The organism is Kocuria palustris (assembly GCF_016907795.1).
GTDB classification, from domain to species: domain Bacteria; phylum Actinomycetota; class Actinomycetes; order Actinomycetales; family Micrococcaceae; genus Kocuria; species Kocuria palustris.
On the sequence record NZ_JAFBCR010000001.1, the window covers coordinates 1,416,281 to 1,438,785 of the forward strand.

Annotated in this window: 22 protein-coding genes and 3 tRNA genes; 6 read left to right on the plus strand and 19 right to left on the minus strand. The window is 71.1% G+C overall.

Annotated elements, in window-relative coordinates; all coding sequences use genetic code 11:
* Positions 1 to 35: 35 nt before the first annotated feature.
* From JOE55_RS06205 to JOE55_RS06240, 8 genes are all read right to left on the minus strand, one after another.
* The gene (locus tag JOE55_RS06205) at positions 36 to 1,478 is read right to left on the minus strand and encodes a hypothetical protein (RefSeq protein WP_204782334.1); all 1,443 of its coding nucleotides are present in this window, start codon (positions 1,476 to 1,478) and stop codon (positions 36 to 38) included.
* A gap of 373 nt (positions 1,479 to 1,851) precedes the next feature.
* Positions 1,852 to 2,502 carry a TrmH family RNA methyltransferase gene (locus JOE55_RS06210; RefSeq protein ID WP_204782335.1) on the minus strand — a complete coding sequence of 217 codons (651 nt, stop codon included), beginning with the start codon at positions 2,500 to 2,502 and terminating at the stop codon, positions 1,852 to 1,854.
* Positions 2,495 to 3,079, minus strand: a complete 585-nt coding sequence (gene pyrE / locus JOE55_RS06215) for an orotate phosphoribosyltransferase (protein ID WP_006214140.1) — start codon at positions 3,077 to 3,079, stop codon at positions 2,495 to 2,497. The genes JOE55_RS06210 and pyrE overlap by 8 nt, the downstream gene beginning before the upstream one ends.
* 10 nt (positions 3,080 to 3,089) lie before the next feature.
* A complete protein-coding gene (locus JOE55_RS06220; protein ID WP_024289675.1) occupies positions 3,090 to 4,121 on the minus strand; it encodes a Gfo/Idh/MocA family protein in 1,032 nt (343 codons plus the stop codon).
* A 28-nt stretch (positions 4,122 to 4,149) separates the two neighbouring features.
* Positions 4,150 to 4,788, minus strand: coding sequence for an ATP-binding cassette domain-containing protein (locus JOE55_RS06225; RefSeq protein WP_204782336.1), 639 nt, complete (start codon positions 4,786 to 4,788; stop codon positions 4,150 to 4,152).
* A complete protein-coding gene (locus tag JOE55_RS06230; RefSeq protein ID WP_204782337.1) occupies positions 4,785 to 5,711 on the minus strand; it encodes an ABC transporter permease in 927 nt (308 codons plus the stop codon). Before JOE55_RS06230 ends, JOE55_RS06225 begins: the two co-directional genes overlap by 4 nt.
* Positions 5,712 to 5,806: 95 nt before the next feature.
* The gene (modA, locus tag JOE55_RS06235; protein ID WP_204782338.1) at positions 5,807 to 6,574 is read right to left on the minus strand and encodes a molybdate ABC transporter substrate-binding protein; all 768 of its coding nucleotides are present in this window, start codon (positions 6,572 to 6,574) and stop codon (positions 5,807 to 5,809) included.
* Positions 6,571 to 6,975 carry a TOBE domain-containing protein gene (locus JOE55_RS06240; RefSeq protein WP_204782339.1) on the minus strand — a complete coding sequence of 135 codons (405 nt, stop codon included), beginning with the start codon at positions 6,973 to 6,975 and terminating at the stop codon, positions 6,571 to 6,573. Before JOE55_RS06240 ends, modA begins: the two co-directional genes overlap by 4 nt.
* A gap of 134 nt (positions 6,976 to 7,109) precedes the next feature.
* On the opposite strand from JOE55_RS06240, the gene nadE reads away from it, so the two are divergent.
* Entirely contained in the window at positions 7,110 to 7,931 is an 822-nt protein-coding gene (gene nadE, locus JOE55_RS06245; protein WP_204782340.1) for an ammonia-dependent NAD(+) synthetase, read from the plus strand.
* Between the two features lie 45 nt (positions 7,932 to 7,976).
* Here the strand turns inward: nadE and JOE55_RS06250 are convergent, their stop codons facing one another.
* Positions 7,977 to 9,143 (minus strand): putative glycoside hydrolase, encoded by a 1,167-nt coding sequence (locus JOE55_RS06250; RefSeq protein ID WP_204782341.1) that lies wholly within the window; start codon positions 9,141 to 9,143, stop codon positions 7,977 to 7,979.
* Between the two features lie 486 nt (positions 9,144 to 9,629).
* On the opposite strand from JOE55_RS06250, the gene JOE55_RS06255 reads away from it, so the two are divergent.
* Both JOE55_RS06255 and JOE55_RS06260 read left to right on the plus strand, forming a co-directional pair.
* The gene (locus JOE55_RS06255; protein ID WP_204782342.1) at positions 9,630 to 10,433 is read left to right on the plus strand and encodes an exodeoxyribonuclease III; all 804 of its coding nucleotides are present in this window, start codon (positions 9,630 to 9,632) and stop codon (positions 10,431 to 10,433) included.
* A gap of 34 nt (positions 10,434 to 10,467) precedes the next feature.
* A complete protein-coding gene (locus JOE55_RS06260) occupies positions 10,468 to 11,331 on the plus strand; it encodes a DUF8083 family protein (RefSeq protein WP_338125441.1) in 864 nt (287 codons plus the stop codon).
* A 26-nt stretch (positions 11,332 to 11,357) separates the two neighbouring features.
* Here JOE55_RS06260 and JOE55_RS06265 read toward each other — a convergent pair whose 3' ends face one another.
* Entirely contained in the window at positions 11,358 to 11,789 is a 432-nt protein-coding gene (locus JOE55_RS06265; protein WP_239547229.1) for a helix-turn-helix domain-containing protein, read from the minus strand.
* Positions 11,790 to 12,064: 275 nt separating this feature from the next.
* Between JOE55_RS06265 and JOE55_RS06270 the strand changes: the two genes are divergently transcribed.
* The gene (locus JOE55_RS06270; protein ID WP_204782343.1) at positions 12,065 to 13,522 is read left to right on the plus strand and encodes an amino acid permease; all 1,458 of its coding nucleotides are present in this window, start codon (positions 12,065 to 12,067) and stop codon (positions 13,520 to 13,522) included.
* Between the two features lie 284 nt (positions 13,523 to 13,806).
* Here JOE55_RS06270 and JOE55_RS06275 read toward each other — a convergent pair whose 3' ends face one another.
* From JOE55_RS06275 to JOE55_RS06310, 8 genes are all read right to left on the minus strand, one after another.
* Positions 13,807 to 14,388 carry a hypothetical protein gene (locus tag JOE55_RS06275; RefSeq protein ID WP_204782344.1) on the minus strand — a complete coding sequence of 194 codons (582 nt, stop codon included), beginning with the start codon at positions 14,386 to 14,388 and terminating at the stop codon, positions 13,807 to 13,809.
* A gap of 126 nt (positions 14,389 to 14,514) precedes the next feature.
* Entirely contained in the window at positions 14,515 to 15,825 is a 1,311-nt protein-coding gene (locus tag JOE55_RS06280; protein WP_204782345.1) for a YkvI family membrane protein, read from the minus strand.
* 160 nt (positions 15,826 to 15,985) lie between these two features.
* Positions 15,986 to 17,269, minus strand: a complete 1,284-nt coding sequence (locus tag JOE55_RS06285) for a YkvI family membrane protein (protein ID WP_204782346.1) — start codon at positions 17,267 to 17,269, stop codon at positions 15,986 to 15,988.
* A gap of 202 nt (positions 17,270 to 17,471) precedes the next feature.
* A complete protein-coding gene (locus JOE55_RS06290) occupies positions 17,472 to 17,936 on the minus strand; it encodes a hypothetical protein (protein WP_144421678.1) in 465 nt (154 codons plus the stop codon).
* A 28-nt stretch (positions 17,937 to 17,964) separates the two neighbouring features.
* A complete protein-coding gene (locus tag JOE55_RS06295; protein WP_144421679.1) occupies positions 17,965 to 18,336 on the minus strand; it encodes an ASCH domain-containing protein in 372 nt (123 codons plus the stop codon).
* Between the two features lie 230 nt (positions 18,337 to 18,566).
* Positions 18,567 to 18,639, minus strand: a tRNA-Phe gene (locus tag JOE55_RS06300).
* A 56-nt stretch (positions 18,640 to 18,695) separates the two neighbouring features.
* Positions 18,696 to 18,769 (minus strand) — tRNA-Asp (locus JOE55_RS06305).
* Positions 18,770 to 18,961: 192 nt separating this feature from the next.
* Positions 18,962 to 19,037, minus strand: a tRNA-Glu gene (locus JOE55_RS06310).
* A gap of 142 nt (positions 19,038 to 19,179) precedes the next feature.
* Here JOE55_RS06310 and JOE55_RS06315 point away from each other — a divergent pair.
* Positions 19,180 to 19,527 (plus strand): metallopeptidase family protein, encoded by a 348-nt coding sequence (locus JOE55_RS06315; protein WP_006214124.1) that lies wholly within the window; start codon positions 19,180 to 19,182, stop codon positions 19,525 to 19,527.
* Between the two features lie 85 nt (positions 19,528 to 19,612).
* Positions 19,613 to 20,965 carry a D-arabinono-1,4-lactone oxidase gene (locus tag JOE55_RS06320; RefSeq protein ID WP_204782347.1) on the plus strand — a complete coding sequence of 451 codons (1,353 nt, stop codon included), beginning with the start codon at positions 19,613 to 19,615 and terminating at the stop codon, positions 20,963 to 20,965.
* A 51-nt stretch (positions 20,966 to 21,016) separates the two neighbouring features.
* On the opposite strand, the gene JOE55_RS06325 is transcribed toward JOE55_RS06320, so the two are convergent.
* The gene (locus JOE55_RS06325) at positions 21,017 to 22,429 is read right to left on the minus strand and encodes an FAD-dependent oxidoreductase (RefSeq protein WP_204782348.1); all 1,413 of its coding nucleotides are present in this window, start codon (positions 22,427 to 22,429) and stop codon (positions 21,017 to 21,019) included.
* Positions 22,430 to 22,505: the final 76 nt, after the last annotated feature.

The window sequence follows — 22,505 nt, forward strand, 5'->3', positions numbered from 1 at the left end:
GTCGGCGCGCGAGAGCCCGGCGCCGACCCGAGGGGTCACCAGGCGACGGCGTGGCGCCAGAAGAGCGTGTACTCCGGCTGCGACCAGTGCCGCTTGTAGAGGACCCAGGCGATCGTCACCAGGACCAGGTCGGCCAGCAGGACCACTCCGTAGGCGCTGAGCACCGGCAGCGCCGCGAAGGACAGCGCGAGCACGGCGATGTGGACGGCGCCCAGGGACTGCGGGGCGAACCGCTCGCCGATGTAGTCCAGCTCGTAGCTGAGCATGGTCAGCATCAGGAAGCACCAGGACGACAGGGCGACGACGACGGCGAGCATGAGCTGCTCGGGGAAGATCGAGCCCAGCACCAGGGAACAGGCCAGGGTGAGGACCATTCCCAGGGCGCCGGTGCGCAGCACCGAGCGGTCGATCACGCGGGCCAGGCGCCCGGAGGTCGAGACCAGCTCGTTCATGGACTCGCCCTGGATCGCGGCGTGCAGGCCCTGGATGGACTTGTCGACGGCGGGGGCGAGGTTCACGAAGTAGAAGTTGTAGGCCAGCACGGCGGGCAGCATGGCCATGAAGACCACGATCACGTGGAAGCCGCCGTCGGTGCTCAGGAAGAGCACGAACTTGTCCGCCCACAGCACGGCGCCGAGCAGCAGTCCGCGCACGAGGTCCTTGGCCACGTCCTGGTGCGCCAGGCGCTGCACGGCCGCGATGTGGCGCAGGTTCCCGCGGATGAACCAGAGCTGGGTCGCGGCCGCGGCCAGCGGCGGCAGCCACACCCAGGTGGGGGCCACGGCCAGCGCCAGGGCGTAGGCGGCCCAGGCGGCGGCCCAGTGGCCGCGGTTCTGGCCCACGTTGGCGATCACGAGCGACTGGACGAACAGCAGGTGCAGGAGGCACAGCACTCCGTAGAGCCCCACGGCCTGCAGGTTCCACCCGGTGGCCAGCCACAGGGGCACGGCGAAGAGGACGACCAGCGGCATGGACTGCACGAACATGGGCAGCCAGCCCTGGCAGAACCGCCGTGCGATCCGGTCCATGTCCTTCTCGGCCATCATCTCGGCGATGCCGCGGTAGGCCGGCATGCAGGCCGCCTGGGCGAGCCAGGGGGTGGTGATCGAGCTGGCCAGGATGATGTGCGTCAGCGAGACGCCCGCGAACTCCTGCTGGGAGATCGTCGGCGAGACCAGCGGGAACACGATGTTCAGCAGGATCAGCGGCGACAGGTAGAGCGCCAGGGCCACGCCCTGGCGCATGGTGCCCGCGCTCTCGTGCTCTCCCACGATCGCGGAGTTGAGCCTGGTGCTGGGCATGGACATCACGGTCACCAGGCCGATGACCACGCCGGCGGCCAGGACGATGCCGCGCTGCCCCTGGGGGACGCTCGGCAGCAGCAGCGGAACGGCCAGCGTGGCCAGTGCCGCGACGGCGATGGTGATGATGCGTCGACGGCTGTAGGCGTCGTGAAGGACTTCGGACACGGTGGCCATGGCTCTCCCCGGAAATCGTGCGCCGACGAGATGACATGCTTGCGGACCCCCCGGTCCTCACGGACTCCCCGGCCCGCTGAGCTGTCGGACATTCCTGCGGGAATGGTCGTCGCGCCCCTCAAGAATGGGCCGAGACGACGGGAGCATTCACGTCTTTTCGCGGTGACCTGCATCACGGATCCGCCCCAATCAGGGACGATGAACTGTCATAGAGGGAGGCCATGCCTGCGATCATGCGGATCGTTCATTTTCAGGACACGACCGCGATCACACCTGTTCGCGCTGGTCGCAGCGGACTATGACGAGTTGCTACGCGCCGGTACGATGAATTCGCACTTATAAAGGTGCAATAGCAGTTCTAAAGAGGCAGGTCTCAGCTCCCACCAGCGGGGATCTGCCCGTGGACATGCCGTCGGATCCACGCATGCATCGTCACGGCTGCCGCGGCACCGGCATTGATCGAGCGGGTCGAGCCGAACTGCTCGATCGCCACGGTGGCCGCTGCCGCCTCCAGGACCTCGGGCGAGACGCCGGGGCCCTCCTGCCCGAACAGCAGGACGCAGCGCTGCGGCAGGTCGAAGAGCTCGAGCGGCTCGGAGCCTGCCACGTTGTCCACCGCGATCACCGGCAGCCCCTCCTGCCGGGTCCAGGCCAGGAACTGCTCCGTGCTGGGGTGGTGGCGCAGATGCTGGTAGCGATCCGTCACCATGGCCCCGCGCCGGTTCCAGCGGCGGCGCCCGATGATGTGCACCTCCCTGGCCAGGAAGGCATTCGCGGTGCGCACCACCGAGCCGATGTTGAAGTCGTGGCCCCAGTTCTCGATCGCCACGTGGAAGCCGTGGCGCCGCTCGTCGAGGGCGGCCACGATGGCCTCCAGCCGCCAGTAGCGGAACTCGTCGACCACGTTGCGGCGGTCGCCGTGGCGCAGCAGCTCGGGGTCCCAGTGCTCACCGTCCGGCCATGGGCCCTCCCACGGGCCGACGCCGACCTGGTGCGGCCCGTCTTCCGCCGGAGGCTCAGTCAAGCCCGAGCTCGTCCTTGCCGAAGGCGTACAAGCAGGGCACCCCGGCGGATTCCTCGATGCGCTCCTTGGCGCCGGTGGCGCGGTCCACGATGATCGCGACGGCGACCACCTCCGCCCCGGCGCGCTGCAGCGCTTCGACCGCGGTCAGCGCGGAGCCGCCCGTGGTGGAGGTGTCCTCCACCACGACGACGCGGCGGCCCTCGACCGAGGGGCCCTCGACCTGGCGCCCCATGCCGTAGGACTTCTGCGCCTTGCGCACCACGAAGGTGTCGATGGGACGCCCGGCGTCTCCGGCGGCACGCATGATCGCCGAGCCGACGGGGTCGGCGCCCATGGTCAGCCCGCCGGCGGCGTCGAACTCGATGCCGGCGTCATCCAGCAGCTCCAGCATGACCTGCCCCACCAGACGGGAGGCCTCGTGCTGCAGGGTCACGCGGCGCAGATCGATGTAGTAGTCGGCCTCCATGCCGGAGGCCAGGGTGACCCGTCCGCGCACGACGGCGAGCTCGACGATGAGCTCGCGCAGCCTCTCGCGAGCTGCGGCGGAATCCGGGGCGGTCTGCGTCTGAGTGGTCATGGTGGAGATTCTAGGCGGCGGGGCAGTCGTGGCCCGGGTAGCGCAGCCCGATCTGGGCGCGCATCTCATCCAGCAGCTCCATCTGCCGCAGGGTGTCGGCCCACGGCATCACGGGCGATTCCTGCAGGCCCTCCTGGACGCAGCGGGTGGCCTCGCGCATCTCGTAGCAGTACCCCGCGCCCTGGACCTCGAAGCTCTCCTCCCGCCGGCCGCCCTGGAGATCGACCACGGTGAACGAGGCCGGGCGGTGCATGGGCGAGGCGATCTCGATCGTGCCGTCCTCCCCGGAGATCACGGCCCGGCGCGGGCCCTGGGACAGCAGGGACACGGTCATCTGCGCGCCGCCGTGCTCGGTCTGCAGGCAGATCTGCGTGAGCCCGTCGACGTCGCCGCGGAAGACCGCCGAGGCGCTCAGCCGGGTCGGCTCCCCGAGGGCCAGCCACGGCCAGTGCAGGGCGTAGCAGCCCATGTCGAGCAGGGCTCCGCCGCCGGCGTCGACCCGCCACAGGCGATGCTGGTCGTCATCGGGGCCGCGGAAGCCCAGGTCCGCCTGCACCCAGCGGGGACGCCCGATCTCCCCGGAGTCCAGGATCTCGGCGATCCGCCGGCGCACCGGCAGGAAGCGCGTCCACAGCCCCTCCATGAGGAACAGCCCGCGCTCCCGAGCCAGCTCGATCGCCTCCCTCGCCTGTGCGGCAGTCATGGTGAAAGCCTTCTCGCAGACCACGTGCTTGCCCGCCTCCAGCGAGGCCAGCAGGTGCTCGTGATGCTGCCCGTGGGGCGTGGCGATGTAGACGACGTCGACCTCCGGGTCGGCGAGCAGCCGCTGCATGCCGTCCGCACCGCCACAGGCCCGTTCGATCCCGTGCTCGGCGGCGAAGGCCTCTGCGGAAGCGGCGGTGCGCGAGGAGACGGCGACCATGCGGGCATCGGCCAGGGCGGCGATGTCCGGCACGACCTTGCGGGCGATGGCTCCGGTGGAGATCACGCCCCAGCCCAGGGTGCGGCCGGTGGCGGTCAGGACGGGATCTGAGGCGCTCATGGAGGCCATGCTGGCACGCGGCACCGACTCAGCGGATCCGCCCGGCCTCCAGATGCAGGGTGCGATCGGCCAGCGCGCGGGCGTCGTCCGGGTCGTGGGTGACCACCACGGCGGTGCGGACCTCGAGCAGGCGCGCGAGCAGCTCGCGCAGGTCCTGCGAGCCCTCGGCATCCACGGCCGCCAGCGGCTCGTCGAGCAGCAGCACCTCCGGCTCGGCTGCCAGGGCGCGGGCCAGGGCGACGCGCTGGGACTGCCCGCCGGAGAGCTCGTGGGCGCGGCGCCGGGCGAACTGCTCGGTGCCGGTCGCCTCGAGCCAGCGGCGGGCCCGTCGACGGGACTCGGCACGGCTGGCCCCAGCGCTGCGGGGCCCAAAGGCGACATTGTCGAGCACGTCCAGGTGCGGCAGCAGCAGCGGGTGCTGGGCCATGAGGGTGATCCGGCGCCGATGCGGCGGGACCCAGAGGCCGCGGCCCCGCAGATCCATCAGCCGGCGCCCGCCGAGCTCGAGGCTGCCCCGATCGGGCACCAGCAGCCCGGCCACCACCTCCAGGATCGTGGACTTCCCGGAGCCGTTGGGGCCCCTCAGAGCGACGGTCTCCCCGTCGGCGACCTCGAAGGCGACGTCGAGCCCGCGCTGGGCGAGCGCGAACTGCACGCGCAGGCTCACGGGCGCTCACCGCCGGAGCCCAGCGGGGCGGCGGCAGCGACGGGGTCGCGGGGAGCGTCGCTGCGGGGCTTGCCGTCCAGGGCATGGGCATCGCGAGCGCGGGCGGGCCGAGCCCGTTCGAGCTGCCGCGGCGCGGACAGCCCCACGATCAGCACCGCGACCAGCACCAGCACGAGCGCCAGCGCCACGGCCGCCTGCGGATCGGACTCCCGCTGCAGATAGATCTCCAGGGGCAGGGCCCGGGTGACGCCCTGCAGCGACCCCGCGAAGGTCAGGGTCGCGCCGAACTCCCCCAGGCACCGGGCGAAGGCCAGGACCGCGCCCGAGCCCATCCCCGGCAGCACGAGCGGCAGCGTGACCCGGCGCAGCACGGTCGACGGCGAGGCCCCCAGGGTGGCGGCGATCGCCTCGTGCCGATCGCCGGCGCTGCGCAGGGCGCCCTCGACCCCCACGACCAGGAAGGGCAGCGCCACGAAGGTCTGCGCCAGCACCACCGCAGCCGTGGAGAAGGCGATCTCGATCCCGAGCGCCTCCAGGTGGCGCCCGAGCAGCCCGACCCGACCGAAGACGTAGAGCAGCGCCAGCCCGCCCACCACGGGCGGCAGGACCAGGGGCAGCAGCACGACCGAGCGCACGAAGCGGTGGCCCGGGAAGCTGGTGCGCGCCAGGATCAGCGCCATCGGCGTGCCCAGCACCAGGCACAGCGCGGTGCTCACGGCGGCGGTGCGCAGGCTGAGCCACAGGGCATCCAGCGAGGCCTCGGACGTGATGAGCGGCCAGAGCCGCCCGGGCTCGATCCGCAGGATCATCCCGAGCACGGGCAGCACGATCAGCAGCGCGCCGACGACGGCGGGGATCAGCAGCCAGCCGGGGAGGGCCAGGCGGGGGCGTCGGGCCCGCGGGGGCCTTCCTGCTCCAGCCATCCGCCGCGCTCTTCCCCGGCTCGCTGCTCGGTCCCCGCGTCCGGCACCGTCCGCGGGGCACTGCTCATCAGCGCTGGGCTGCCCGGACTGCTCGCTCACGGAGCGCCGAAGCCCTCCTGCTCGAGCCGCTCCCGCCCGGTGTCGCTGCGCACGAAGTCGGAGAACTCCTGGGCCAGGTCCTGGTCCTCGGAATCGGCCAGGACCGAGATCGGGTAGCGGTTGACGGCCCGGTCGGCGTCGGGGATCTCGATCTCCTCGACCTGATCACCCGCGGAGGTGACGTCGGTGCGGTAGACCACGCCTGCGTCCGCCTGGCCCGAGGCCACCTTGCCCAGCACGTCCGTCACGGAGCCCTCCTCGCTAACGGCGGCCACCTCCACTCCGGTGACGTCCTCGAGCTCGACGGTCGCGGCGCCGCAGGGCACGCGCTGCTCGCAGATCACGGTGTCGAGCTCGGCGGAGGAGAGATCCTCCCAGGACTCGACTCCACCGGGATTGCCGGCCGGCACCGCGATGGTCAGGGTGTTGGTGGCCAGGGTCTGCGGCTCGCTCTCGAGCAGCCCGCCCTCGGAGGCCTGGTCCATGGTGCGCTCATCGGCAGTGGCCAGGACGTCGGCGTCGGCGCCCTCCTCCAGCTGGGAGACCAGCGCGGAGGAGCCGGCGAAGCTGAGCTGCACGTCCACGTCGGGGTGGTCCTCCTCGAACTGCTCGGCCAGATCGGTGAAGCTGTCCGTCAGCGAGGCGGCCGCGAAGACCGTCAGCGTCTGCTGCTCCTCGCCGTCCTCTTCCAAGCCTCCGCAGCCGCTCAGGGCCAGCGCGGCGACGGCCGCCAGGGCCAGCGGGCGCAGGGTGCGCGCGCTCATCGCCCCTCCACCGGGACGTCGACGACCACGTGGGTGGCCTTGACCGAGGCGGTGGCGATCGAGCCGGGCTCCAGGCCCAGCTCCTGCACGGCCTCCGTGGACATCAGCGAGACCACGCGGTGCGGACCGCACTGCATCTCGACCTGGGACATCACCGTGTCCGAGCAGACCTCGGTGACGAGCCCGACCCAGCGGTTGCGCGCCGAGCTGACCACGGCCGTGGGGTCCTCCGGCTGATGGGCCTGGCTCTTGGCCAGCTGCGCCAGCTCGAGGGCATCGACCACGCCGCGCCCGGCGTCGTCGCGGTGCTCCGTGAGCCTGCCCGCCGAGATCCACCGCCGGACGGTGTCGTCGCTGACATCGAGGAAGGAGGCCGCCTGGGCCACCGAGAGCGCCTTCATGCGCCTCACCGTATTCCGGATCCGCAGATGCGGCAAGATGTTGCCTGATATTCCGCAGATCGGGCTTCATGCGGGGTTTCCGCCCGCACTCAGAGCCCACATCCCCGAACGTGCAGGCTGGCTACAATGAGTCCATGCGCAAACTGCAGAAGGCGATCATCGAGGAGATGGGCGTCCAGCCACGGATCGATCCGGCGCAGGAGGTCCAGCGCCGCGTGCAGCTGCTGTGCGATTACGCGGCGGCCTCCCACTGCCCTGGATTCGTCCTGGGGATCTCCGGCGGTGTGGACTCGACCCTGGCCGGGCGGCTGGCCCAGCTGGCCGTCGAGCAGATGCGGCAGGAGGGGCGGGAGGCCTCGTTCGTGGCCGTCCGCCTGCCCTACCGCGTGCAGGCCGACGAGGACGACGCCCAGGAGGCCCTCCGCTTCATCCGCGCCGACGAGGCGCTCACGGTCGATGTGGCCCCCGGAGCCGACGGGATCGCCGAGCAGGTCGAGGCCGCCCTGGGCGCTGCGACCAGCGACTTCAACAAGGGCAATATCAAGGCCCGCGTGCGCGCCGTGGCCCAGTACGCGATCGCAGGCCAGCGGGGCCTGCTCGTGCTCGGCACGGACCACGGCGCCGAGTCCGTGACCGGCTTCTTCACCAAGTTCGGCGACGGCGCCGCCGACGTCCTGCCGCTGTTCGGCCTGGACAAGCGCCAGATCCGCAGCATCGTCCGCCACCTCGGCGGGCCCGAGTCGCTGTGGTCCAAGGCCCCCACCGCCGATCTGCTCGACGCCTCCCCCGGTCGCACCGACGAGGACGAGCTCGGGCTGGGCTACGACAGCATCGACGACTATCTCGAGGGCCGCGAGGTCCCCGACGAGATCGCCGAGCGGATCGAGGCTCGCTGGCGGATGACCCGGCACAAGCGCACCACCCCGGCCACGCTGCTCGACGACTGGTGGCGCTGAGCACTCGCTGAGGGGCCCGGGCGCCAGCAGCCCAGGCCGCGGCCCTCAGGCGCGGCGCAGCAGGATGCCCTGGTGCGCGCGCAGGACCTGGGTGCCGCGCATCGGGGCCCCGTCCGGGCCCAGCATGCCCTCAGGGATCGTCACATGACGGCGACGTCGCCCGTCGGAGGCCAGGTTGACCACGGCCCAGCCGCCCTCGAACTCGCGCGACCACATGCTCACCACGCCCTCGGCAGGTCCCAGCGGGGCTCCGAGGTCCCACTGCATCTCCGGGATCCAGTGCGCCCGGGTGCCGTCGCGGGAGCCCGCTGCGAAGCGGCCGCGCCCGGCGCCGAAGACCCAGAACGCCGCCAGCCCGCAGCGCACGAGCTGCAGCTCCTGGGCCTGGTCCAGCTCGGTGCGACGCAGCAGCGACGCCGCGATCGGCATCCGCACGAGCACGAGCTGCTCGGCCGGCACCCGACCCGGGCCCTCGCTCGTGATGAGCGAGGCCTGCTGCCGGGCGGCCCCGGGATCGAGCATCCGGCCGTGGGCGGTGCTCAGCCACGTCGGCTCGCACACCCCGCCCCAGGCCGAGAGCTCGACCCAGCGCGCAGGCATCCGCCGCGCGTCCTCGACGACGGCGATGAGCAGCTTCCCGATCCCGTTCAGCGCCTCGCCGGCCTGGCGGATCAGGGCATCGTGCGCCTCGCGCAGCTGCGTGTCGGAGCCCAGGTCCGGCAGCGGGAGGTCCAACGGGTGGTCGTAGAGGTCCAGGTCATCGGCCAGCACGCCGTCGAAGGGCGAGTCCGACAGCTCGCGCACGATCGCCTCGGTCCAGGCGGTGCGGCAGGCCGGGTCCCAGATCCGCAGCTGCCACTGGCCCGGGTGCGCCTCCCATGTGATGGCCTCCTCGGCCCGGCTGCGCGCCACCCAGCCGTTCGCCTCGGCCTGGTCGTAGGACAGCCCGTTCGAGTGCACGGGGCCGGTCTCGGACTCGTCCACGATCAGCGTGCGCCGGCGGCACAGCACCACGACCGCCGGGTCCTCGGACTTCAGCCGCTGCGCCGCGGCCGTCTCCCACGGCTCCAGCACGACCGTGCCGACCTCGCCCACGGCGTGCCCGATCTCCAGTGCGCGCCTGCCCTCGCTGGCGGCGCCTCCCAGCCGCACCCACGCGCCCGGACGGCCGCCCCCGATGCGCTCTCGAGCGCTGTCCGTCGAATCGGCCATGTGCTCCGCTCCCCCTTCTCGTCGGCCGGCGCGCACTGCGCACGACCCGTGCCCGGTCGCGGACGATGCCGTCGCCGGGACTCCCCTGTACCGGGCGACGGCCCCCACCGTCGCCCCTGCGCCGCTGCCCGCGGCGCCGCGCGATTCCGCGCTGGGCAGACACATTGGAACCGACCGCGCATCGCAGCGGCAACGCGGGGCATGTCCCCTCAAGGGCGAACGGCACGGCCAGCACACCCCCCTGCGAGCCCCGACGAGCACAGGATCGATGCCGTCCGGTTCCAACGACAATCATCATCTCTGCACGTCAGCAACGTGTTCCGGAGCACCCGGCTCGCGCGTGGGCGGACACCGCCGATCGGGGGTCGGGCTGAATCGCGGCGGATGTCTGTGACCCGTTGTGTCGACGGGCTCCCGGCCTCCGGCCCGCGTGCTGCGTCGACTCCCCCGGCTGCGGCGTCAGCCGGCACCGATACCCTGAGGCCCATGAAGATCGCCACCTGGAACGTGAACTCGATCCGTGCCCGCGCCGATCGCGTGGAGGCCTGGCTCGAGCGCACGGACGCCGACGTCCTGGCCATCCAGGAGACCAAGGCCAAGGACGAGTCCTTCCCGTGGGAGGCCTTCGAGTTCTCCGGCTACGAGGTCGCGCACTTCGGGCTGAGCCAGTGGAACGGGGTGGCCATCGCCTCGCGCGTGGGCCTCGAGGACGTCGAGCGCACGTTCCCGGGGCAGCCGTCGTTCGGCAAGGAGGGCCAGGAGCCCGTCCAGGAGGCGCGCGCGATCGCCGCCACCTGCGCAGGGGTGCGCGTCTGGTCTCTCTACATCCCCAACGGCCGCGGCCTGGACGACCCGCACATGGTCTACAAGCTCGAGTGGCTCTCGGTGCTGCGCGATCGCGCCCGCGAGTGGCTGCAGGAGGATCCCCGGGCGCAGATCGCCCTGGTGGGCGACTGGAACGTGGCGCCGCAGGATGACGACGTCTGGGACATGCAGTTCTTCCTGGACAACGGCATGACCCACGTCTCCGCCCCGGAGCGCCGGGCCTTCCAGGCGTTCCTGGACGAGGGCTATCGCGACGTCGTGCGCGAGCGCCTGCCCGGCCCGGAGGTCTACACATACTGGGACTACACGCAGCTTCGCTTCCCTCGCAACGAGGGCATGCGCATCGACTTCCAGCTGTGCTCCCCGGCGCTGGCCGAGCGCGTCTCGGATGTGTCGATCGACCGCGACGAGCGCAAGGGCAAGGGCGCCTCGGATCACGTGCCGGTCGTCATCGAGGTCGAGTGATGCCCGCCGTCGTCGCGGTGCCGGGGTCGCTGCCGTGGCGCGGCTGAGCGGGCTCGGAAGCGCCTGGCGCGCATCGGCCGCACCGGCGCAGCGCTTCGCCCTGCGCGTCTACGTGCCGCAGGACGACCTCGACGGCATCTACCAGCCCCTGGTCCCCGCAGCGGTGCCGCCGGAGGAGGGCTCGGCAGCGCAGCTCGAGGATCAGCTGGCCCGGCTGGCCGTCGCCGAGGACGGCTCCCTGCCCCCGCGCTTCGACGCCCTGTGGAGACTGCCGAGCTCAGCCGCTCCGGCGCACCCGGGCGAAGGCCCGCCCAGGCCGCTGTTCCACCCGTCGCAGCGCCTGCGCCGCAGCCTGCAGCTGTTCGCCGCGGCAGAGGAGGGCGATCAGGACGCCGCGCTGCTGTCCCTGCTGCTGCCGCATGACGAGGTCGCCGGCCGTGCCCGGAGTGCTGCCCCCGAGCATTTCCTGCCGCAGTACGCCCGCCAGTCGGACTGGACGGTGCCGCTGTCCTGGTTCGCCCTGTTCCTCGAAGAGGACCTGGTGCGCACCCCGTTCCGCGGGCGGATGCGCCACCGGCTGATCGTTCCCGCCGTCGTGGCCTCCCGGCGGGCCGCGCAGGCCGCCGCGGCGTTCGAGTCGCTGGAGCGCGAGGACGTGGCCGAGCTCGCCGAGGACCTGCGGCGCCTGTCTCAGTGGGTGGGCTCGTTCGGGTCAGCAGCGCTGATCACCCTGGACTACGGCGCGGTCGCCGATCGGCTGCAGCCCGATGAGAGTCCCCGCGACATGGCCGATGCCATGGCCTTCGCCCGCGACGGAGACCTGGAGTCCACGGCGCTCGCCCTGCGGCGGCTGGTGCGCCGCTGGCTGCCGATCGCGCAGCTGGAGCACGCGAGCTGAACCGCACGGGTTCGGCTCCGCCCTGATCAGGCCCCCTCCCGCTCCCGGATGCCGTAGAGACGTGCGGAGAGCTTGGCGGCGGCCTGGCGCAGCACGTAGCGCTCGCGCTGCTCGTCGTCGACCTGGCCGCCCTCGCTGCGGCAGGTCAGCGCCACACTGGCCACGGGCAGGCCGCGGTGATCCCGGGCCGCGACCGAGGCCGTCTCCAGCCCCTCGGTGACCTCACCCGTCTCCTGCCCCCAGCCGCGCGAGCGGGCGCGCACCAGCTCGGCGGACAGCTCGAAGGCCGCGACCCCCAGGCCGTAGAGGTGCTCCTCCGGCAGCCAGACGATGAAGCCCTCCTCCTCCATGACCCGCAGGAGGTGATAGACCGAAGAACGGGGCAGCTCGAACGCCGAGGCGATCGACGCCGCAGCCACCGGACCGCCCCGGCCCGCCAGGTAGCGCAGGACGCGCAGGGTGCTGCTCGCCGCCGGGACCTTGGATCAGGCCATGGACTTCATCCTCCACGTCTTCGTGAATGCCCTGAGGGCCTCGTGCGCACAGGGCGATCGGGTCGTCGTCGACCCCGGCTCAGTGAAGGTGCATCTATCGCTGTGCCACTCGAATCGGCAGAGGCGAACCGCACCTGCCAAGATGTGTGCTGCGGCTCGGGAGGATATGCCATCGCGGACAGATCCTCAGCCCACTGCCTGCCCGAGCGCACCCCAGAGCTGGATCTTCAGGAGAGCCCATGACCCACCACGACCCTGCCCGGCAGCCTGCCGCCGACCTCGCTCCCGGCAGGGAGGGCACCGAGCTCAAGCGCGGGCTGAGCAATCGGCACATCCAGTTCATCGCGCTGGGCTCGGCGATCGGCACCGGCCTGTTCTACGGCTCCGCCTCGGCCATCTCCATGGCCGGACCCTCGGTGCTGCTGGTCTACCTGATCGCCGGGCTCGCGGTGTTCATGGTCATGCGCGCCCTCGGCGAGCTCGCTGTGCGCCACCCGCTGCCAGGCTCCTTCGGCCAGTACGCGGCGCGCTACCTCGGGCCGTTCGCCGGCTACGTCACGGGCTGGACCTTCGTGTTCGAGATGGCCGTCGTGGCCATCGCCGATGTCACCGCGTTCGCCGTCTACATGAGCTTCTGGTTCCCCGGCACGCCGGCGTGGATCTGGATCACCGCCGTCATCCTGTTCATCGGGGCCATCAACACGCGCAACGTGAAGACCTTCGGCGAGCTCGAGTTCTGGCTCTCGAGCATCAAGGTCCTGGCGATCATCGCCATGATCTTCGGCGGCATCGCCCTGATGGTCATGGGCGTCTCCTACGCCCCGGATGCCTCCCCCGGCCCGCACAACCTCCTCGACCACGGCGGCTTCATGCCCGAGGGCGCATGGGGGCTGCTCGCGTCGCTGTCGGTCGTGGTCTTCGCCTTCGGCGGCATCGAGACCATCGGCATCACCGCCGGCGAGTCCGACGACCCCGGCCATGCCATCCCGCGGGCCATCAACGCGGTGCCGTTCCGCATCCTGCTCTTCTACATCATGGCCCTCGGCGTGATCATGTCGCTGGTGCCCTGGGACAGCATCGACGGCGAGACCAGCCCGTTCGTGCAGATCTTCGACGCCCTCGGCGTCCCGTGGGCCCCCTCGATCCTGAACCTCGTGGTGATCACCGCCGCGATCTCCGCGATCAACGCCGACACCTACGGGGCGGGCCGCGTCCTCTACGGCCTGGCCCAGCAGGGGCACGCGCCCAAGGTCTTCGCCCGCGTCTCCCGCACCGGTGTCCCGTGGCTGACCGTTCTCGGCATGCTGCTCGTGCTCGCACTGGGCGCGGTGCTCAACACCGTGATGACCGACGTCTTCGTCTTCATCGCCTCGATCGCGACCTTCGCGACCGTGTGGGTGTGGCTGATGATCCTGCTCTCCCACCTGGCCATGCGCCGAGAGCTCGGCCTCCGCGGCGGCCCCGAGTCCGAGTTCAAGGTGCCGCTGTGGCCGGTGGCCTCCTGGGCCGCGGTGGCCTTCGTGCTGCTCGTGATCGTGGTGCTGGGCATCATCCCGGACACCCGGATGGCCCTGGTGATCGGAGTCGGCTGGCTGCTCCTGCTCGGCATCGGCTACCTGTTCATCCGCGGACGCGGCCACGCCCGCCCCGAGCTCGACGACCGCACCGCGACGAACCCCCGCGTCCGTCGGGACTGAGCCGCCGTCGGGGCCCCGCAGCGCGGGACCCCGACGGCGGGGCGGTCCTCGCGCGTACCTTGCGGCCCGTGCGCGGACCGAGCGGCGCCTGCGGGTGCCGCAGGGGACGCCACAAGCCCGTGCGGTCGCCGAGCGTCCCCGCACAGCTCACGCGGGGCGGGTCAGGAGGAGGGGGTGCTCGACGACGCCGCGTCCTCGCCGCGCTGCTCGTCGCGCTCGCGCTGGTGCCGCTTGAGGACCTCGACGTCGATGGCGCCGGTGATGGCTTCGTCATCGGCCACCGACTACTCGGCGCAGCGCTCGAGGTGCTTCTCGTGGTTCTGGGTGTAGGTGCGGCGCGGGTCCTCGCGCAGCGTCAGCAGGGCGCGAATGCGATCGCGGCGACCGGTCTCGCGCACGATCTGCACACGGCGGCGCAGCGACCACACCACGAACAGCGCGATCATGAACATGCCGATCGCGGTGTTGAAGATCATCAGGAAGATGATCTCGACCATGACCGAGGCCGCCGCCGGGTGGATCGACTCGAAGGTCTTGAGCATGGGGACGTCGGAGCCGGTGACCTCCGGGATGCGCAGGCAGAGCAGGACGGCGGCCATCACCACGAGCAGCGCGCACATCAGTCTGCCGAAGAAGCCGCCCCAGCGGGCTTCGCGGGTGTTCGGGAGGTTTCCGCCGATCACCAGGCTCATGGAGACGGCCAGCATCATGTTCATGCAGGCGTAGTTGATGCCGGAGAGCACGGCGCCCACGATGCCGATCGCGCCGAAGGAGATGAAGTACTGGAGCACCTCCTGGCCCGTGGCGAAGCCGGCTCCGACCACCAGCCCCACGAAGGCCAGAGCTGCCATCAGAACGGTGCGCATGCGCATGGAGGATCCCGGGCAAGCGTGGATCGTGCACCCGGGTCCCCAGCGGATCTCCCAGGGCGGGCGCCGCTGGGCACGCCCTCCAGTGCAGGCCCGCCCACATGCTCGGGGCCCGCCGGGGCGTCAGCCCCGCTGCTGCGAGGAGCCGCCCCGGCCGCGGCCGTCGTCGCGCGTGGCGCCGCCGTCGGCGCGCTCGCACCGGGCCCGGGCCTCCTCGATGACCTCCAGGTCCAGCGCCTCGGTGAGGGTCTCGCCCTGCGCCGAGGAGTCCTGCAGGTACCCGGCCAGCTTGCGCTCGTGGCGCGCCGTGAAGCGCCGCTTGGGATCATCGCGCAGGCGCAGCAGCGCGCGGATGCGATCGCGGCGATCGGTCTCCTGGCCCACCTGGACGCGGCGGCGCACCCACCAGACGATGAAGACGACGATCATCAGCATCCCGATGTAGCCGACCAGCGGGTAGATGTAGGACATCAGCGTGGAGAAGCCCAGGAAGCTCAGGGCGTAGCCCACCAGGCACACCAGCAGGAACACGGGGCGGTAGCGGTGCGGGGCCCGCACCGTCAGGCGCCGCCCGAGGGCGTAGAACAGCCCGATCACGGTGTTGAAGATCATCAGGTAGACGATGACCACCATGACCGCTGCCGCCGCCGGGTGGATGGACTCGAAGAGGCTGAGCATGGGGACCTCGGCCTGCCCCACGTCCTGGATGTTCAAGTACAGCAGCACCACGACCATCAGCACGAGGATCATGTAGAGCAGGCCGCCGCTGAAGCCGCCCCAGACCGCCTCGCGCGTGTTGGGGGTGCTGCCGCCGATCACCAGGCACATGGACACCGCGACCATGAGGTTCATGCCCGTGTAGTTCATGGCCGAGACCCACCAGGGCCGCACCGGCGACTCGGCCTGCTGGGCCACGGCGCTGAGCTGGGAGAGGTCCTGCGGCAGATCGAACATGGTCCAGACGAAGGCCGCCAGGATCGCGATGACCACCAGCGGGGTGATCCCGGAGATGATGCTGGAGACGCGGTCGACGTCGAGCTGACCCGCCGCCAGCACGAGCACGGCCATCAGCCCGGCCCCGATCCAGGTGGGCAGGCCGAACTGCTGCTCCAGCGTGGAGCCCGCGCCGGCGATCATCACGAAGCCGACCGAGAACAACGTGAAGGTCACCGACCAGTCCAGGAACCGCGACAGCCACGGGTGCGCGACGTTGCCGAAGACCTTGGAGTGGCTCTCGGCCATGAAGTAGCTGCCCAGAAGCAGGGTCACCGACCCCGCCGCCGTCACCAGCAGCCCGGAGATCACCGCGCCCCAGATCCCGACGGCGCCGAAGGACGTGAAGTACTGGATCATCTCCTGGCCGGTCGCGAACCCCGCCCCCACGATCAGCCCCACGAATGCCAGGGCGACCTTCACGGCCGTCATCTTCCTCATGCGGGGCAGTCCCTCCTCCGTAATGGAGCAGGGCGGGCCGAGTCCCGCCCCGCCCCGCTCTGGATCGGCTCGGTGAGCTTCCGATCCTATGCGCCCTGCGTGGTGCGCCTCACATCGCACGACGCCCGACGGACGCGCAGCGAGGCGGCTGCACAGAGGCTCAGGCCGGCGCGCGGTCGCCGTCGTGCTCCGCGGAGCCCTCGTCGTCCGAGAGCTCGAGGTCCTGCTCCGTGCGCGATTCGAGCACCTGGGTCAGGCGGTCGTCATCGGCCGGCGACTGCCGCACGGCCTCCTCGTAGCGCTTCTCGTGACCGGGGGCGTAGTCCTTGCCCGGGTCGCGGCGCAGGCGCAGCAGGGCGCGCAGACGGCCGCGGCGCGTGGTCTCCTCTGCGATCTGCGTGCGGTAGCGCGCCCAGCCGAAGACCATGACCACGATCATGACCATGCCCGTGTAGCCGATCACCGGGTAGACGTACTCCATGAGGGTGTCGAAGCCGGCGAAGCTCACGCCGTAGCCGAGCAGGCAGGCGAGCAGGAAGACCGGGCGGTACTTGTCCCGGTGCGAGGCCGTCAGCCGGCGCCCCAGTGCGTAGAACATGCCGATCGCGGTGTTGAAGATCATCGCGAAGATGATGAACACCATGATCGTGGCCAGCACCGGGTGCATGGCCTCGAACAGCTGCAGCATGGGCACCGCGGAGTCGCCGACCTCTGCCATGTTGAAGTACAGGGCGACCGCTGCCATCAGCAGCAGCACCGTGTAGAGGATGCCCCCTATCAGGCCGCCGAGACCGGCCTCGCGCGGCTCGGCATTGTTGCCGCCGATCACCAGGCACATGGACACGCCCAGCAGCAGTGCCAGGCCGTTGTAGTTCAGGGCCGAGAGCAGCCACGGCTGGACAGGGGAGGCCTGCTCCTGGGCGACCGAGCTGAGCTGCGAGAAGTCCTGCGGCAGGTTCGCCATCGTGTAGATGAACGCGACGATCACGGCCAGGATGATCAGAGGGGTGAGCATCGAGATGACGTCGGAGACCTTCTCGACGTCCAGCAGGCCCACCAGCATAACGATCACCGTCATCACCGCAGCGCCTGCCCAAGCGGGGAAGCCCCACTGCTGCTCGAGCGTGGAGCCGGCTCCGGCCAGCATGACGAACCCGACCGCGAAAAGGGTCAGGGTCACGGCGATGTCCAGGAACCGCGAGATCACGGGGTTGGCCACGCTGCGGAACACGCGGTTGTGCTCCTCAGCCAGGTAGAAGCTGCCCAGCTGGATGATCACGGCGCCGGCCAGCGCGAACACCACGCCTGCGACCACGGCCCCGACGAGGCCGATGGCCCCGAAGGAGAGGAAGTACTGGATGACCTCCTGGCCCGTGGCGAATCCCGCTCCCACGAGCAGGCCCACGAAGGCCAGGGCGATCTTGCAGGATCTCTTCAGAGACACTGTGGACAGGCTCCTCATCGTCTGTTGTCCGTCCCGGAGGCGCCGCCGCGGCTGCGGCAGGGCGCGAAACGGCCCCCAGCCTCTTGTCGTCCTGGGGGCCGCGGTTCTTCCGGGTGGGCGCTCATGCGCCGACGTTCCACTGTAGGTGAGCCCGCTGATGATCCCCAGCGCCGGGTCACAGACCGGTCACGACGTCCGCCGCTCAGCTCGAGCAGTGCCGCCTGATCCAGAGATCGACGGGGTCCAGGTCCGTTCGCAGCTCGTCGAGCTCCTGCGGCTCCAGACCCGCTCCGTAGCCCTCGAGCAGCCCGGCGGCAGCGCGGAAGTCGTCCTGCACGGCAGCCGGCGCGTCCTCGGCGGCATCGCGCACGTCCTCGGCCGTCGCCGCCGGATCCAGCGACGGGGCGCCGTCCTCCTCGGCCAGCGGCAGCAGGGTGAGGGAGAGGTACAGCTCGGACACCACGGCGCACTGCTCGGGTGCCGCCGGGTGCGGTGCGGCCTGCTGGCGCGAGTCGGAGCCGCCGTCCGTGCTCGCCTGGGCCTGCGGCGAGGTCTGCGCTCCCCCGAGGGGCGTCCCGCCGTCGGCGGCGCAGCCCGACAGCACCGCGACGACCGCCAGCAGGGCGGCAGCGGGCAGCAGACGACGCGGTGCGGATGCTCGGCTCACGCCCACACAGTAGCGGCCGCGCGAGCCATCACGGGCGGGCGAGCTCGAAGGCCACGATGTCAACGGCGCTGCCACCGGGCATGTCCGGGTAGTGCCGGTCGAGAGCGGCCTGCAGCTGGGCGGGGGACTCGAAGCCGTCGCGCACGGCGTCCTGCTCGCTGAGCTCGTCGCGGCGCACGGTGCGCACGCCAGTCACCTCGGCGCCGATCACGACGTCCTCACCGGAATCCTTCTCGAACACGATCTCGGCCGGACCCGGGACGAAGGGGTCCTGGTACCGCACGGTCTGGCGCTTGCTGCCATCCCGGATCAGGGTCTCGTAGCCCTCCCACATGAGGATGCGCTGCAGCGGCTGTCCACCGGCGTCGGGGCTCTGGTGCTGGTTCGGCTCTGCGGTCATGACGCCCACGGTAGCGGCCGCTCCGTCGCCCTCGACCGGCCGATTGCGGGCTGTCCAGCCGTCGACTGGCCGATCCGGCACCGCTGCGAAGCCCGCAGCGGTGCCGGATCGGCCACTGGACGCTGGTGGGGTGGGGAATCGGCCGCTCGGACAGCGGAGGGGCTGACGCTCGACAAGCGGGTGGGCATGCAGAAGGCCCCCGCGCTGGTGTGCGGGGGCCTTCTGGGCTGTGGCTCCGACCGGCGTCGATCCGGTGACCTTACGATTTTCAGTCGTACGCTCTACCAACTGAGCTACAGAGCCAGGCATCCGGTGTCTCAGATGCCAAGACGGCCTCAGCTGAGCTGACGCCGTCCGTGCGACCCTGACGGGACTTGAACCCGCGACCTCCGCCGTGACAGGGCGGCGCGCTAACCAACTGCGCTACAGGGCCTTGTGGAGTGCTTACAGGCGGTCCCGCGGGACCTCCCTGCCGTTTTCCAACGAGGCAAGATATTAGCACCATGACAGCCCCTGCGCGCAAATCGGGATCCGCAGCCCCCGGAGCTCATCCGTCGGGCGCTGAATGCCCCCGGAGACGACGAAGCGCCCGGCCGGCTGATGCCGACCGGGCGCTCGCCTGCGCTGGTACCCCCAACGGGATTCGAACCCGTGTCGCCGCCGTGAAAGGGCGGTGTCCTAGGCCTCTAGACGATGAGGGCGCACCGCGCGCAAGGCGCGCGGATGGAACCGGAGCCTATCAGGTCCGCCCCCTCCCCCGAGGGCCCCGACGATGCCTCGACGGCGCCCCGACGACGGCGATCAACAGCCGTTGTCAGGCCCTTGCGCGAGAATGCAGCGGTGATGGACGTCAGCGAGGCCGAGTTCGAATCCCTGGTCGATGATGCCCTCGACGGCATCCCCGAGGACATCTTCGCGATGCTCGACAACGTCGTCGTGCTGATCGAAGCACGGCCTCCGGAGGGGATGCCGGAGCTGCTGGGGCTCTACGAGGGCGTGCCACTCACCGAGAGGGACTCGTCGTGGATGGGCTCGCTGCCCGATCACATCCGCATCTTCCGCGAACCGCTGCTGCGCATGTGCCGCGATCGGGATGAGCTGGTCCACGAGATCACCGTGACCGTCGTGCACGAGATCGCCCACCACTTCGGGATCGAGGAGCAGCGGCTGCACCGACTCGGCTGGGGATGAGGCAGCCGTACCGCGTGCTTGCAGGAGCGCGGGGCAGAATGTCCGCAGGAGACCACCGCACACCACTCGTCAGCAGGAGACAGCGATGACCGCAGAGGATGGACTGCCCTCGGAGACGGGGCCCGCGACCTGGAGCACCTGGGACCGCTCCGGGACGGCGGAGGGCGTCCGCACGCTGCGCCCCCAGACCGTCGAGCAGCTCTCCGAGGCCATGGCGGCGGCCGCGGCGGCGGGGCTGAGCACCCGGGTCACGGGCGCGGGCCACAGCTTCAACCTGCTGGCTCAGCCGCAGGAGCTGCGCCTGGACACCTCCGAGCTTGTGGGGCTGCAGGAGGTCGACCGGCAGGGGCGTCGAGCCACGCTGCTGGGCGGCACCCCGCTGATCCAGGCCGCGCGGGAGCTCGATGCCTGCGGACTGGCCTTCTCCAACCTGCCCGACACCCTGCACCAGTCCATTGCCGGGGCGATCTCCACCGCCACGCACGGCACCGGCGCCGGCTTCCAGTCGCTGTCGGGGCAGGTCGTGGCGCTGACCCTGGTGCTGGCCTCCGGCGAGATCGTCGAGTGCTCCCTCACCCAGCGCCCGGAGCTCTTCCAGGCGACCCGGGCCGGGCTGGGCGTCGTCGGTGTGATCGCCGCCGTCACGGTGCAGTGCGAGGACTCCTTCCGCCTGCACTCCGCCGAGTTCAACGAGTCGCTCGAGCCGCTGATCGCGGGCCTGGGCGAACGCATGGCCTCGGCCGATCACTTCGAGCTGTACTGGAACCCGGGCAGCGACTCCGCCCACACCCACATCATGAGCCGCCTGCACCGGCTGCCCTCCGAATGGTCCGCCCCCGGCTCCCGGATGGCCCAGGGCGTGCGCCGCAGCGACGACGCCGTCCTGCGCCGCGCCCTGCCGGCGGCCCTGAACCGCCTGGCCGGGGCCGCCCCGCGAGCGATCCCCGGGCTGCGCCGGCTGGACTCGCTGTCGCTGAGCTCGCGGCGCTACACGGATCTGTCCTACAAGGTCTTCGCCTCCTCGAGGCCCGTGAAGTTCCTGCAGACCGAGTGGGCCGTGCCCCTCGAGCATCTCCCGGAGACCTTCCGCGAGGTGCAGAAGGTGCTCGAGCGCGAGCAGGCCGATCTGGGCCTCCCGCTGAGCGTGCGATGCTCGGCGCCGGAGGAGACCTGGCTGTCTCCGGCGCACGCGCGCTACACCGGGTGGATCACGGTGCGGCAGTTCTGGCGGCGCTGGCGCCCGGAGACCTTCGAGGCCCTCGAGGAGGTCTTCCTGGCCCACGACGGACGCCCCCACTGGGGCGGTCGGCATGGACTGCAGGCCGAGCAGCTGCGTCCCATGTACGCGCACTGGGACGACTTCCTGGCCGTGCGCGAGCAGGCGGACCCCCGGGGCCTCCTGCTCAACGACACCGCCCGCGGCCTGCTGGGCCTCTGAGAGCAGCTGCCGGCCCCGCCCCGCGAGCGGGGCAGGACCGGCAGACGGGGCTCAGCCCTGTCGGGAGACCCGGACCATCTCCTCGCGGTCCACGACCTTCACGCGCTCGCGGGGGTTGCCCTCGGCGTCGTGGGAGGAGGCGCCGAGCGCCTGCTCGTGCTCGTCGAGCTGCAGCCAGCCGTCCCAGGTGGTGTACTCGACGCCCTTGGACTCGAGGGTCTCCACGACCGCCTCGGGCTCGGGGCGCACGGCCGAGAGCTGGCCGCGGTCCTCGAGCAGGTGCGTGATGGTCTCGAGGGCATCCGACTTGGTGGCGCCGATCAGACCCACGGGTCCGCGCTTGATCCAGCCGGAGGCGTAGACGCCGTTGAGCACCGAGCCCTCGGGATCGACCACGCGCCCCTCCTGGTTCAGGATCACGCCGTGGTGGAGGTCGAACGGGATCTCCGGCAGCGGCGAGCCCAGGTAGCCGATCGCGTAGTAGACGGCGCCCATGGGGTGGTCGACGTACTCGCCGATCGGGGACACGGAGCCGTCCTCGTTGAGGCGGGTGCGCTCGGTGCGCAGCGCCACGACCTTGCCGTCCTCGCCCAGGATCTGCTCCGGGCGCTGGAAGAAGTGCAGGTGCAGACGGCGCGAGGCCGTCTTGGGGGTCTCGTCCTCGACCCACTTGCGCAGGGTCTTGAGCATGACCTTGGCCTGGTTGGAGTCACCGGCTGCCTCGTCGGCCACATCCTCCGGGGAGTAGTCCTCGTCGTGGACGATGACGTCGACGTCCGGGACCTTGCCGAGCTCGCGCAGCTCGAGCGGGGTGAACTTCATCTGGGCCGGGCCGCGGCGGCCGAAGACGTGGACGTCCGTGACCGGGCTGGCCTTCAGCCCCTGGTACACGTTGCCCGGGATCTCGGTGGTGAGCATGTCATCCGCGTGCTTGGCCAGCACGCGGGCCACGTCCAGGGCCACGTTGCCGTTGCCGATGACCGCGACCTGCTCCGCCTCCAGGGGCCACTCGCGCGGGTAGTCGGGGTGGCCGTCGTACCAGGCGACGAAGTCCGCCGCTCCGTGCACGCCGTCGAGCTCGACGCCCTCGACCTCGAGCGGGGCGTCCTTGACGGCGCCGGTGGAGAACACGACGGCGTCGTAGAGGTCCTGCAGGTCACCCAGGGTGAGGTCCCGGCCGTACTCGACGTTGCCGAAGAAGCGCACCGCGCCGCTGCCCAGGATCTGGCGCAGGGCCGTGATGATGCCCTTGATGCGGGGGTGATCGGGGGCCACGCCGTAGCGGATCAGGCCGAAGGGGGTGGGGTAGCGGTCGAAGAGGTCGATCGAGACCTCCACCTCGCCGGACTTCACGGCCTCCGACTTGGCCAGCATGTCCGCGGTGTAGATGCCCGCGGGGCCGGCGCCGATGATCGCCACGCGCAGCGGCCGTCCGGCGCCCTGCGTCTGCGTCTGCTCCGTCATGTATCTCTCCTCCTCGGCCCCAGCCGGGGGCCGTGCGTACGTTTCTGCGGCTGATCCACTGAGGCCAGCCTAAGCA